Consider the following 12,087-nt stretch of genomic DNA (forward strand, 5'->3'; position numbering starts at 1 on the left):
GGGTGCTGGTGCGGGCGCGTTAGTCGCGGCTGAGGAGGAACGGGCCGGCCTGCGGTCGCTTCGGGGTGACGTGGTCTCCGGAGGACTGGTGGCGGATGCGGCGGATCACCCAGGGCACGAGGTACTCGCGAGCCCAGGAGAGGTCCTCGGCGCGGGCGCGACGCCAGGTGCGCGGAGGGAGCGGCTCGGGCTGGAGCGGCTGCAGGTCGTTCTCGACGTTGAGCGCGGCGAGGACCATCCGCGCGACGGTGTGGTGGCCGAGGGGCGCGAGGTGCAGCCGGTCGGGAGCCCACATCCGCTGGTCCTGGATCTCGGCCAGCGACCACTGGTCGGCGACGATGCAGTCGTGGCGCGCGGCGATCGCGCGCACGTTCTCGTTGTAGATCGCGACCTTGCCGCGGATACCGCGGAAGACCGGCGAGAAGCCGACGTCGACGCCGGTGAACACGACGATCGTCGCGCCGTCGACGCTGAGTCGCGAGACGGCCTCGTCGAACAGCAGCGCGATCTGATCGGGATCGGTGCCGGGGCGGATCACGTCGTTGCCGCCCGCCGAGATGGTGATGAGGTCGGGGCGGAGGGCGACCGCCGCATCCACCTGCTCGTCCAGGATCTGGCGGATCAGCTTGCCGCGCACAGCGAGGTTCGCGTACGCGAAGTCGTCGGTCTGCTGGCTGAGGACTTCGGCGACACGGTCGGCCCAGCCGCGGTGGCCTCCGGGGCTGCCGGGCTCCGGATCGCCGATGCCTTCGGTGAACGAGTCTCCGAGGGCGACGTAGCGGGACCAGGGATGCCGTGCTTCTGCCATTGCTCCATTCTGCATCGGACTCCGCTGTCGGCGGGCTCCGGTAGATTTGATCCAAGTGGAGACGTCAGCAACACCCGAGCCGGAAGAGGCCCCCGGTGACCCCGAACTCAGTGGTCTCGAGCGTCCCGGCGTGCACGCGGGAAGCTTCGCGGCCGAGCATCTCTCGCCGTCCTTCCCGGAGCGCGCGGCCTGGGGGACCGCGGGCAAACTGCGTGCCTGGCAGGCGGAGGCGCTCGACGCGTACTTCGTCCACGAACCCCGCGACTTCCTCGCGGCGGCGACGCCGGGCGCCGGTAAGACGACGTTCGCGCTGAGGCTCGCGACCGAGCTGCTGTCTCGGCGCGTCGTCGAACGCGTGACCGTCGTTGCGCCGACCGAGCACCTCAAGCGCCAGTGGGCGGAGGCCGCCGCTCGGGTCGGTCTGCACCTCGATCCGGACTTCAAGAACTCCGACGGGCGCTACGCGCGGCACTATCGCGGTGCGGCGGTCACCTACGCACAGGTGGCCATGCGCCCGAGCCTGCACAAGGACATCACGGAGGCATACAAGACGCTGGTGATCCTGGACGAGGTGCATCACGGCGGCGACGCGCTCAGTTGGGGTGACGGCATCCGGGACGCGTTCGAGCGCGCGACCCGACGGCTGTCGTTGACGGGTACGCCGTTCCGCTCCGACACGGCGCCGATCCCGTTCGTGACCTACCTGCCGGACAGGCAGGGCATCCGCACCTCGGTCACGGACTACAACTACGGCTACGGCCGGGCGCTCGAGGACGGCGTCGTCCGTCCCGTGATCTTCATGGTCTACGCAGGCCACATGCGGTGGCGGACCAAGACCGGCGACGAGATGGAGGCACGTCTCGGCGAGGGCAACACGAAGGACATCACGTCGCAGGCGTGGCGGACGGCCCTCGATCCTCGCGGCGAGTGGATTCCCGCTGTGCTGGCCGCCGCCGACCGCCGCCTCACCGAGGTGCGCAACTCGATCCCCGACGCCGGCGGCCTGGTGATCGCGACGGACCACTACGCCGCCCGCGCCTACGCGGACCTGCTGCACCAGATCAGTGGGGAGCCGGCCACGGTCGTGCTGTCGGACGAGAAGGAGGCGAGCGACCGGATCGCGGAGTTCTCGCAAGGCGACTCGCGGTGGATGGTCGCGGTGCGGATGGTGTCGGAGGGCGTGGACGTGCCGCGGCTGTCCGTCGGCGTGTACGCGACCAGCGCATCCACACCGCTGTTCTTTGCCCAGGCGATCGGCCGTTTCGTCCGTGCGCGTCGCCGCGGCGAAACGGCGTCGGTTTTCCTGCCGAACGTGCCGACGCTGATGGCGCTGGCGAACGCGATGGAGCTGGAGCGCGATCACGCGCTCGACCGCGTCGAGGAGAACGTCGAGGGCGACCTGTGGAACCCCGAGGACGCGATGATGGCCGAGGCGAACCGCGAGGAGCGCGCGTCCGAGGCGCTGACGGAGGAGTTCGCGTTCGAGGCGCTGGGGTCGGAGGCCAACTTCGACCGTGTGCTGTACGACGGGAAGGAGTTCGGCAGCTTCGCGGTGCCCGGAACGGACGAGGAGCTGGACTTCATCGGCCTGCCGGGGATCTTGGAGCCGGAGCAGGTGCACGAGCTGTTGCTGCAGCGGCAGCAGCGGCAGGCGCGCCGGCACTCCTCGCGGCCGACGACGGCGGAGGGGCATCCCCCTGCTCCGCTGCACCGCACGCTGAAGGAGCAGCGCCAGTTGCTGAACAGCCTGGTGGGGTTGTATTCGAAGAACTCGGGGGAGCCGCACGGCCTCATCCACGCCGAGCTTCGCCGGGTGTGCGGGGGCCCGGCGGTGGCGCAGGCCAGCGTGACGCAGCTGCAGGCGCGCATCGACTTCCTGCGCAAGCGGCTCGGCAGTCATTAGGGTCGCCGAACCTTGCTGGCGGGCGATCGGCGTGGTTCTTAGGCTGGGCGCATGGGCGACACTGGATCGGATGACCTGACGGCGAGCGGGGCGGCGGCGGATCGCGCGGCGGCGGATCGTGCGGCACCGGACCGCGCGGCGGCCGACGAGGCGGCGAGCGGGCCGCACCCGGACGAACCGCACCGCGGTGGCTTGGCGCAGCGCCTGAACTGGCTGCGCGCCGGCGTCCTCGGGGCGAACGACGGCATCGTCTCGGTCGCCGCCGTCGTGGTCGGCGTGGCGGGGGCGACGGCCTCTGTTGCGGCGATCGTGACGGCAGGGCTGGCGGCACTCGTGGGTGGGGCGATCTCGATGGCTCTGGGCGAGTACGTCTCGGTGAGCAGCCAGCGTGACAGCGAACGATCGCTGATCGCGAAGGAGCGCCGCGAACTTGCGGAGATGCCGGAGGAGGAACTGGACGAGCTGACGGGTCTGTACGAGCAGCGGGGGCTGACGCCGGCCACGGCGCGACAGGTCGCCGTGGAGCTCACCGCGCATGACGCCCTCGCCGCGCACCTGTCGGCGGAGCTCGGAATCGACCAGGACGACGTCGTCAGCCCGTGGCATGCCGCGCTCGCATCGGCCGTCGCGTTCACGTGCGGCGCCGTGCTCCCGATGCTGACCATCCTGCTTCCCGCTGCGTTCCGCATCCCGGTCACGTTCGTCGCGGTGCTCGTCGCCCTGGCCGTCACCGGCTATGTCGCGGCGTGGATCGGGGGCAGTTCCCGCGGTCGTGCCATGGTACGAGTGGTGGTGGGAGGCGCGTTGGCGCTGGCTGCGACGTTCATCGTCGGGTCTCTGCTCGGCACCACCGTCGCCGGCTGACCGGCGGCGGACGAGAAAGGGAGACGCAGGATGGTGGATGCGCAGGACCGCGAGGCCGCGGTGAATGTGATGCCCAGCGAGGGCGGCATGAAGGACAAGGAGGCCATCGTCCGCGACTGGCTCCCGCGCTACACCGGCACTCCGTTGGAGGAGTTCGGCGAGTACATTCTGCTGACCAACTTCGGCGACTACGTGCAGCGCTTCGCCGACTGGTACGGCGCCGAGGTGCGCGGGCTGGATCGCTCGATGCCGAATGCGACGGCGGACGGGATCACGATGGTCGACTTCGGGATGGGCAGCCCGAATGCGGCGACGATCATGGACCTGCTGACCGCTGTGTGTCCGAAAGCCGCCCTGTTTCTGGGCAAGTGCGGCGGGGTGAAGCGTAAGAACAAGCTCGGCGACCTCGTGCTGCCGATCGCGGCGATCCGCGGCGAGGGCACGTCGAACGACTACCTGCCTCCCGAGGTGCCAGCGCTCCCGGCGTTCCAGTTGCAGCGCGCCGTGTCGTCCACCATCCGCGACTTCCAGCAGGACTACTGGACGGGCACCGTCTTCACGACGAACCGCCGAGTCTGGGAGCACGACGAAACCTTCAAGGAGTACCTGAAGCGGACGCGGTGCATGGCCGTCGACATGGAGACGGCGACGGTGTTCGCAGCGGGTTTCGCCAACCGCATCCCGAGCGGGGCGCTGCTGCTCATCTCGGATCAGCCGATGACGCCGGAGGGCGTGAAGACGGCGGAGAGCGATCTCGGGGTGACGCGCGATTTCGTCGAGCGTCACATCCGGATCGGCGTGGAGGCGCTCCGTCTGGTCCGCCGCAACGGTCGCAGTGTGCGGCACCTGCGGTTCGAGGAGTGACGGTACGCGCTGCGGCCTGAGGCGGCTCATCGGAAGTCCCTCGAGACGGTTCGGATGCCGGTGTCGAGTGCTTCGAGCCGGTCGGCGAGCACATTGACGACGCCTTCCTCGCTGCGCTCCAGAATGCCGCGGACGATCATCGCCGGTGCCTGGCGGGCGACCCGGCGATAGCGATTCCAGACCCCGACCGGGCAGATGACGTTCACCATCCCGGTCTCGTCCTCGATGTTGAGGAACGTGACTCCTGCCGCCGTCGCCGGACGCTGTCGATGCGTCACCACGCCGCCCACCTCGATGCGCCGGCCGGATTCGCCCGCGGCGAGCGTGTCGGCCGGGCGGACGCCGCGGGCGGCGAGCGCCGGGCGCAGGAAGCGGATGGGATGGTCGTCGGTCGAGATACCGGTCGCCCACAGGTCGCTGGCGAGCTGTTCGGCGGGGGAGAGCATCGGCAGCAGGGGCGGCTGCACGGTGATCGCCGTGCCGGCGAGGTACTCCGGTCGCTCCTGGGCGGCGTTGCCGGCCTCCCAGATCGCCTGCCGCCTGCTCAGGTCGAAGCCGTCGAACGCGCCGGCGGCGGCGAGCGCCTCCAGCTGACCGGTGTTGAGTCCGGTGCGCCGGGCGAGGTCGCCGAGGTCGCGGTAGGGGCCGTACGCTTCGCGCTCGGCGACGATGCGCTCCGCGACCTTCTCGCCGATCGAGGTGACCGCCGCGAGGCCGAGGCGTACCGCGTGACCGGCGTCGCGACGGTGCGCGGCGAAGTCGAGCGGGACCGCGGGATCGAAGGGGTCGATCGGCGGCTGATCGGTCTGCAGGCACGGATCGGATCCGGTCGGCCCGCGCTGGGCGTCCGGATCGTCGAGCGGCTCGAGGAGCGGGAAGACGCCGGAGCGCTGGATGTCGGGGCGGTGCACGGTCACGCCGTGCCGGCGTGCGTCGGCGGTGAGGGTGCGCGGTGAGTAGAAACCCATGGGCTGGGCGCGCAGCAGCCCGGCGAGGAACGCGCCCGGGTAGTGCAGCTTCATCCACGAACTGACGTAGACGAGTAGCGCGAAGCTGATCGCGTGGCTCTCCGCGAAGCCGAAGTTGGCGAACGCCTCGATCTTCTCGTAGATGGCGTCGGCGTCGGCTCCGGTGATGCCGTTGTTCGCCATCCCGTCGTACAGCTTCGCTTTGAGCGCTTCGATCTTCTCCACCCCGCGTTTGGACCCCATTGCGCGGCGCAGCAGGTCGGCGTCTTCCGCCGTGCAGTCGCCGACCGCGACCGCCATCTGCATCAGCTGCTCCTGGAACAGAGGGACGCCCATCGTGCGCTCCAGCACCGGCACGAGTGAGGGGTGCAGGTAGGTGACCGGTTCCTTGCCGAGCTTCCGGCGGATGTACGGATGCACCGCCCCACCTTGGATGGGACCGGGGCGGATGAGCGCGATCTCGATCACGAGGTCGTAGAAGCTGCGGGGCTGAAGTCGCGGCAGGGTGCCGATCTGGGCGCGGCTCTCCACCTGGAAGACGCCGATCGAGTCGGCTCGGCAGAGCATGTCGTAGACGCCCTGCTCCTCCTTCGGGATGCTGTCGAGCGTCCACTTCTCGCCGAGCGACGCCTCGATGGTGCGCATCGAGTAGTCGAGCGCCGACAGCATCCCGAGGCCGAGGAGGTCGAACTTGACCAGCCCCATCCACGCGCAGTCGTCTTTGTCCCACTGCAGCACGGTGCGGCCCTCCATGCGGGCGTGCTCGATCGGGCACACCTCGCCGACGGGCCGGTCGGTGAGGACCATCCCGCCCGAGTGGATGCCGAGGTGCCGTGGGAACTTGAGCACCTGTTGCGCGAGACCCACCACGTCGTCCGGGATGTCGTGGTCGTCGCTGGTCTGGACGGTGCCCCACGAGTCGATCTGCTTGCTCCAGGCGTCCTGCTGGCCGGTGGAGTAGCCGAGTGCCTTCGCCATGTCGCGCACGGCGTTCTTGGGGCGGTAGGTGATCACGTTGGCGACCTGCGCCGCGTTGTGCCTGCCGTACTTGGCGTAGACGTACTGGATGACCTCCTCCCGGCGATCGGAGTCGAAGTCGACGTCGATGTCGGGCTCCTCCTCGCGCATGCTGGAGAGGAACCGCTCGAACGGCAGGTCGTACTTGATCGAGTCGACGGCGGTGATCCCGAGCAGGTAGACGACCGCCGAGTTCGCCGCGGATCCGCGACCCTGGCAGAGGATGCCGCGGCTGCGGGCGAACCGGACGATGTCGTGGACGATGAGGAAGTAGCCGGGGAAGTCCTTCGCCTCGATCACATCCAGCTCGCGTTCGATGCGCTCGCGTTTCGCCGGGTTGCTGTCGAGGTCGGGATACCGTTCGGCGGCGCCCTGCCAGGTGAGCTCGCGCAGCCAGCTCATCGGCGTGTGGCCCTCAGGGACGTCCTGTTTCGGCAGCCGGGGGCGTGCGCTGCGGAGACGGAAGGAGAGGTCGTCGGCGATCTCGACGGTCCGTTCGACGGCGCCGGGGTAGCGCGCGAACCGGCGGGCCATCTCGGCACCGCTGCGCAGGTGGGCCGCTCCGGCGGCGGGCAGCCAGCCGTCGAGTTCGTCGAGGCTGCGGCGGGCGCGCACGGCGGCGACGGCGGTCGCCAGGGGGTATTGCGCCGGGCTCGCATAGTGGACGTTGTTGGTCGCAACGGTCGGCAGCCCGAGCCGGCCGGCGATACGGGTGAGGATGTCGTTGTCGGTCGAGTCGCGCGGGGCGCCCTGATCGATCAGCTCGACGAGCACGTTGTCGTGCCCGAACAGGTCGGCGAGCCGCGCGACCTCCCGCTCCGCTGCACGTTCGCCGTGCTCGGCGAGGGCCAGCCGGACGTCGCCCTTCCGGCATCCGGTCAGCACCATCCATTCGCCGCCCGACTGCTCGGCGAGCTCGTCGAGCCGGTACACCGGCCGCCCCTTCTCCTCGCCGGCGAGTTGCCCCGCGGTGATCGCGGCGGCGAGCCGATGGTAGCCGCCCTGCCGGCGGCCGAGCACGACCAGGTGGCTGCCCTCTGGATCGGGCTCGCCGTTCTGCGGCTTGGTGAGCGACAGCGACAGCTCGGCGCCGAAGACGGTCTTCACCCGGTCGTACGCCTCTGCCGCTTCGGCCAGGTGCACGACCCCGTACATGCCGTCATGGTCGGTGAGGGCGAGCGCGTGCAGGTTCAGCCGGGTGGCCTCTTCGAGCAGTTCCTCCGGGGAGGACGCGCCGTCGAGGAAGCTGAAGTTGCTGTGCGCGTGGAGCTCGGCGTACGGGACCGCGTCCTCGGGCGTCTCCGGGATCGCCTGCGGCACGTATTTCTGCCGCTTGCGCGACGACGGGCGTTCGTCTGCCTGCTGTCCGGTGCGTCGTCCGGAGAGCCGCCGCTCGAACTCGGCCCACGGGATCGGCGGATTGTTCCACCCCATCAGGCATCACCTCGCTCAGTCATAGCGCGCCTCCGCGAACCAGCCGGAGCCCGCCAGTGCGAGCAGCCAGGCGGTGCCGTCGGCGTCGACCAGCTGGAAGCGGTGCATCGCCCGGGAGAGGGTGGCGTCCCACCACCGCTCCCGCACGGGCCAGGGCCCGGCCCAGGAGTCGACCGGCCGGGCGTCCCGTGCCTGGCCGGTGGCGGAGAAGCGGGCGATCGGCGCGGTCACGTCTCCGCGATCGGTCACCTCGACCGGCGCGCCCTCTTCGGTGAGCACCGCGACGGGACGCGGGACCTCGAACACGGTCGACGGCGCAGGTGCCGGCAGCGATCCGGGCCACGGCTGGTCGGCGCGGGCCACCCCCACAGGCCGGTCGCCCCACGGCACCAGCACCTGCCGTTCACCGGGCGCGCGGCCACCGCCGATCGTGGCCGTGACCACCGCTTCGTGCCCGAGCATGCTCTGCACCCGGGTGAGGCCGTGGTGGATGCGCTCGTCGGCGCCGCCGCCCCACAGTCCGTCTTCGTGATGGCCGATGTCGTCGACCGCCTCCGGCTCCAGCACCACCCGGGAGATCGGGGACGCCAGCCCGGAGTCGATCGCGCCGGAGCCCTGCAGCTGCCAGCGGACGCGGTCGACCACGTCGGGCGGAGAGAACAACCGGGGGTGGAGCCAGGTGCGCTCGCTGACCCGCCCGGACTCGTCGGTGACCTCCACCCGCAGTGACGTGCACACGAGCCCGGCCTTGGTGAGCCCGCCGATGAACTGCTCGGCCGTGCCGCGCACGGCGAAGGTCACCTGGTCGACACGGTCGAGGGGAGGTTCGAACTCGATGGAGCGGTCGAGCTGCTTCGGCGGAGTCCGCGGCACCACCGCCGTGCCGTCGAGTCCGCTGGCGAGGGTGTGCGCGAGCTCGCCCCGCTCGCCGAACCGCTCCCGCATGTCCACGCGCGAGAGCGCGGCGATGTCGCCGAGGGTATGCAGCCCCAACCGGCGCAGCAGCGGCGTGAGCTCGGCGAAGCCCAGGTGGGCGACCGGGAGCGGTGCCAGGAACCGTGGGGAGCCGCCGGACGGGATGATGCGCACACGACTGCGGGCCCAGAAGTGCGGGGCGGGGGGATCAGCGGCGCGACCGGTGGTGGCATCGGTCGACGCGGCGGCATCGGTCGACGTCGTCCCGGTGGAGGTGGCGCTGACGAGCGGCCGGGCGGCTCCCGTCGAGCGCGCGGCCTGCTCGGCGGCGAAGGGACCGTCGGCGATCCCGACCCGGGCATCCGGCAGGCCCAGCCCTTCCAGGCAGCGCAGCAGCTCGGCGGTCGCCTGCTCCTCGCCGCCGTAGTAGCGCGCCGGTCCGCGCGCCCGGAGCACGCAGGTGCCGGGGCGGACCGGCTGTACGCCGGGGGTGATCTCCTCGATCGCGGCGAGCACCGGCTCGAACGCCCGGGCATCGAGCACCGGATCGTACGGCAGCACGTTCAGCTGGGGGCAGCGCGCCTGCGCCTCGCGCATCCGCAGCCCGCGCTTCACCCCGTCGGCTCGAGCGGCCGGGGAGCAGGCGAACACGACGCCCTTCTCGACCAGGGCGAGTGGCTCGTCGGGTGGCAGGTCGAGCGCCTGCTGCGCAGCGATGACCGGCCAGTCGGGGCACCAGAGCACGATCGCCCGGGTGACGACGGCTTCGCGTGTTCCGTTCGTCATCTAGCTCACCGCCTCGAGCCGCGTGGGCCCGGAAGCGCGGAAGCTCTCGTCGACGGCCGGCAGCCACAGCTCGGCGGTGCGGCGTGGCCCCGTCCCGCCGCGTGGCGCCGACTCCACGGTGACGCGCCGGGACGACAGGTAGCCGTTCCCGGTGCCGAGGCCGTCCCACCCGCTGCGCGCGACGGTGAGCGTCGCTTCCACCTGTGGCCAGTCGCCGGCGACGATGAGAGTCGCTTCGCGCTGCCGCAGCCGGGCGGTGAGCCGGGCGACGTCGCCGTCTTTCGCACGGGCGGGCGGCGCGACGACCACCACGCTGAGCACATCGACGACCGCCGCGGTCACGGTGAGCCAATGGTCGCCGGGGTGGGGCACCAGCACGAGCCGTTCGAGGTCGATGCCGAACCGCCCGGCGGCCTCTGCCCCGAAGTCGGGCATCCCGATCACACCGCACCATGCCCCGGCCGCGCTCGGACCGGCCAGCATGGCCATCAGCAGTGTCGTGGAACCGCGGACCGAGTACGCCGCCCCTGCCTTGAGCGAACCTCCTGGCAGGAGGGGCGAGAGCGCTGGATGCGTCTGCAGGGTCCGGCTCTCGAGCTTGGTTGCCTGCATCTGCCGGATGCGGGTCTGCAGCTCGTGCACCTGCGCCCGGTCGGCGACCGGTTCATCGAGGTGCGGAGCTGCGAGGGACATGAGTCCATTTTCGAACGTATGTTCGAACAACGCAAATGGAATTTCGACGCTGTGGACAACCGCCCCGTGTGGAGAAGAACAGTACGCCACCCGACCGACAGTCGTCGGCGCACAATGGACGCGTGCGCCCGACCTATCCCGCCGCCGTGTACCTGTGCCTGTTCGACGGCGACCGCATCCTGCTGCAACGCCGCGCGGGGACGGGGTATCGGGACGGCGAGCTGTCGCTCCCCGCCGGACACATCGAGCCGGGGGAGTCGGCCACGGCCGCGCTGCTCCGTGAGGCGCGGGAGGAGATCGGCCTCGCGCTCGGTCCCGATCAGGTGCGGCTCGCCCTGGTCCAGCATGGTCGCGCGGACGGTGACGCCTACATCGACTTCTTCTTCGCTGCCGCACTCCCCGCGGGTGCGGTTCCCGTGATCGGGAGCCGGAGAAGGCTTCCGAGCTGGTCTGGGCGCCGCTGCGCGTGCTCCCGGGCGATGTCATCCCGGTGATCCGGCATGGCATCGAGGCGCTCGAACGGGGCGAGTCGTACACCGAATACGGCTGGTGAGCGTCGCCAGCCAGGCCGCGTCTACCGCGCTTGGGGTTCGGTGACGAAGTCGATCAGCTGCTCGACCCGGCCGAGCAGCTCGGGCTCGAGATCGGTGTAGGAGCGGACCTGGCCGAGGATGCGCTTCCAGGCGCGTGCGATGTCGGCCTGCGTCTCGTGGGGGAGGCCGAGGGCGGCGCAGATGCCGTGCTTCCAGGAGATCGAGCGGGGGATGCTCGGCCAGGCGTCGAGGCCGACCCGCTGCGGCTTCACCGCCTGCCAGATATCGATGTAGGGGTGGCCGACGACGAGGACGTGCGCGCCGTACGGCCCGCGTGCCACCTGCTCGGCGATCCGGCTCTCTTTGGACCCGGGGACGAGGTGGTCGACGAGGACGCCGATGCGCCGTCCGCGGTCCGGCTGGAACTCGCGGACGATCGCGTCGAGGTCGTCGACGCCTTCGAGGTATTCGACGACGACGCCTTCGACGCGCAGGTCGTCGCCCCAGACTCGCTCGACCAGTTCGGCGTCGTGGCGACCCTCCACGAAGATGCGGCTGGCGCGGGCGACGCGTGCCTTCTGGTCGCCGACGGCGAACGATCCGGATGCGGTCCGCGTGGGGCCGGCCGGGGTGCGGGATGGGACGACCAGGCGTACCGGCTCTCCGTCGATGAGGAACGAGCCTGTCAGTGGGAAGACGCGCTTCTTGCCGAAGTAGTCCTCGAGTTCGACCGTCTGCGCCTCGAGTCGCGTGATCGCGCCGCAGAAGCCGGATGCTGCGTCCTCGAGGACGAGGTCTCGTACGGCTTCGACGGTGGGGACGGGCTTCTTGCCGGCGCTTCTCCAGTCGCCGGCGAGCACATCGGTTCCGTAGCGGTCGTCCATCACCCGATGGAGGCTATGCGACGGGATGCGCGGCGCGGGTGAGCCACGCTGCGGTCAGTCGAAAACGCGGACCAGCCGCCACGATCGGGCGCTCGCGTCGTGCCGGACGTCGAAGACGTGGGCCTCGCCGTCTTCGCTGGTCCCCTGGAATCGCCAACCGCCGATCGACCGGGGGACGCTGCCGATGGGGTAGCGATGCTCGCCGAAGGGGCGCCACCAGGCACAGGCCTCCGCCCAGACGGTCGGGGTGTCGGACACCCGGTATCGAGTGGATCTCCACACGAGCCGGATGGGGACGCCCTCGTCGGTCGTCCAGACGGTGACGGTCTCGTCGATCTCGGTCATGCTGCTCACCTCGTCTGTCGAACATATGTTCGAACGAGAGTGTACCTCTACCTCGCGACATCGCACCTCCTGT

At 70.6% G+C, this 12,087-nt stretch carries 10 protein-coding genes; 4 read left to right on the forward strand and 6 right to left on the reverse strand.

Features of this window, described 5'->3' with window-relative positions:
- Nucleotides 1-19: 19 nt before the first annotated feature.
- A complete protein-coding gene (locus BLR91_RS07695) occupies nucleotides 20-808 on the reverse strand; it encodes an SGNH/GDSL hydrolase family protein (RefSeq protein ID WP_089875999.1) in 789 nt (262 codons plus the stop codon).
- 130 nt (nucleotides 809-938) lie between these two features.
- Between BLR91_RS07695 and BLR91_RS07700 the strand changes: the two genes are divergently transcribed.
- The 3 genes from BLR91_RS07700 to BLR91_RS07710 are packed head-to-tail and all read left to right on the forward strand — an operon-like array spanning nucleotide 939 to nucleotide 4,439.
- Nucleotides 939-2,711 (forward strand): DEAD/DEAH box helicase, encoded by a 1,773-nt coding sequence (locus BLR91_RS07700; protein WP_089875997.1) that lies wholly within the window; start codon nucleotides 939-941, stop codon nucleotides 2,709-2,711.
- A gap of 51 nt (nucleotides 2,712-2,762) precedes the next feature.
- The gene (locus tag BLR91_RS07705) at nucleotides 2,763-3,575 is read left to right on the forward strand and encodes a VIT1/CCC1 transporter family protein (RefSeq protein WP_231918848.1); all 813 of its coding nucleotides are present in this window, start codon (nucleotides 2,763-2,765) and stop codon (nucleotides 3,573-3,575) included.
- 30 nt (nucleotides 3,576-3,605) lie between these two features.
- On the forward strand, nucleotides 3,606-4,439 hold the full coding sequence (locus BLR91_RS07710) for an AMP nucleosidase (RefSeq protein WP_089875994.1): 834 nt from the start codon (nucleotides 3,606-3,608) through the stop codon (nucleotides 4,437-4,439).
- A 26-nt stretch (nucleotides 4,440-4,465) separates the two neighbouring features.
- On the opposite strand, the gene BLR91_RS07715 is transcribed toward BLR91_RS07710, so the two are convergent.
- From BLR91_RS07715 to BLR91_RS07725, 3 genes are read right to left on the reverse strand one after another with little or no spacing between them, the layout of a single operon-like run.
- Entirely contained in the window at nucleotides 4,466-7,858 is a 3,393-nt protein-coding gene (locus BLR91_RS07715) for an error-prone DNA polymerase (RefSeq protein ID WP_089875991.1), read from the reverse strand.
- Between the two features lie 15 nt (nucleotides 7,859-7,873).
- On the reverse strand, nucleotides 7,874-9,559 hold the full coding sequence (locus tag BLR91_RS07720) for a DNA polymerase Y family protein (RefSeq protein ID WP_089875989.1): 1,686 nt from the start codon (nucleotides 9,557-9,559) through the stop codon (nucleotides 7,874-7,876).
- Nucleotides 9,560-10,252, reverse strand: coding sequence for a hypothetical protein (locus tag BLR91_RS07725; protein WP_020077558.1), 693 nt, complete (start codon nucleotides 10,250-10,252; stop codon nucleotides 9,560-9,562).
- Between the two features lie 122 nt (nucleotides 10,253-10,374).
- Here BLR91_RS07725 and BLR91_RS07730 point away from each other — a divergent pair, with 122 nt between their 5' ends.
- A complete protein-coding gene (locus BLR91_RS07730; protein WP_231918849.1) occupies nucleotides 10,375-10,746 on the forward strand; it encodes an NUDIX domain-containing protein in 372 nt (123 codons plus the stop codon).
- Nucleotides 10,747-10,826: 80 nt separating this feature from the next.
- On the opposite strand, the gene BLR91_RS07735 is transcribed toward BLR91_RS07730, so the two are convergent.
- Nucleotides 10,827-11,669, reverse strand: a complete 843-nt coding sequence (locus BLR91_RS07735) for a DUF3097 domain-containing protein (protein ID WP_089875987.1) — start codon at nucleotides 11,667-11,669, stop codon at nucleotides 10,827-10,829.
- Between the two features lie 54 nt (nucleotides 11,670-11,723).
- Nucleotides 11,724-12,014: a DUF6504 family protein gene (locus tag BLR91_RS07740; RefSeq protein WP_089875985.1), complete on the reverse strand. Its 291-nt coding sequence runs from the start codon at nucleotides 12,012-12,014 to the stop codon at nucleotides 11,724-11,726.
- Nucleotides 12,015-12,087 lie beyond the last annotated feature (73 nt).

The sequence above is a fragment of the Leifsonia sp. 466MF genome, assembly GCF_900100265.1.
GTDB lineage: Bacteria > Actinomycetota > Actinomycetes > Actinomycetales > Microbacteriaceae > Leifsonia.

What these genes read in the sequence shown, in the direction of transcription:
- BLR91_RS07695 (WP_089875999.1), bottom strand. Translation starts at nt 808, where the DNA reads ATGGCAGAAGCACGGCATCCCTGGTCCCGCTACGTCGCCCTCGGAGAC.
- BLR91_RS07705 (WP_231918848.1), top strand. Translation starts at nt 2,763, where the DNA reads ATGGGCGACACTGGATCGGATGACCTGACGGCGAGCGGGGCGGCGGCG.
- BLR91_RS07710 (WP_089875994.1), top strand. Translation starts at nt 3,606, where the DNA reads ATGGTGGATGCGCAGGACCGCGAGGCCGCGGTGAATGTGATGCCCAGC.
- BLR91_RS07715 (WP_089875991.1), bottom strand. Translation starts at nt 7,858, where the DNA reads ATGGGGTGGAACAATCCGCCGATCCCGTGGGCCGAGTTCGAGCGGCGG.
- BLR91_RS07720 (WP_089875989.1), bottom strand. Translation starts at nt 9,559, where the DNA reads ATGACGAACGGAACACGCGAAGCCGTCGTCACCCGGGCGATCGTGCTC.
- BLR91_RS07725 (WP_020077558.1), bottom strand. Translation starts at nt 10,252, where the DNA reads ATGTCCCTCGCAGCTCCGCACCTCGATGAACCGGTCGCCGACCGGGCG.
- BLR91_RS07735 (WP_089875987.1), bottom strand. Translation starts at nt 11,669, where the DNA reads ATGGACGACCGCTACGGAACCGATGTGCTCGCCGGCGACTGGAGAAGC.
- BLR91_RS07740 (WP_089875985.1), bottom strand. Translation starts at nt 12,014, where the DNA reads ATGACCGAGATCGACGAGACCGTCACCGTCTGGACGACCGACGAGGGC.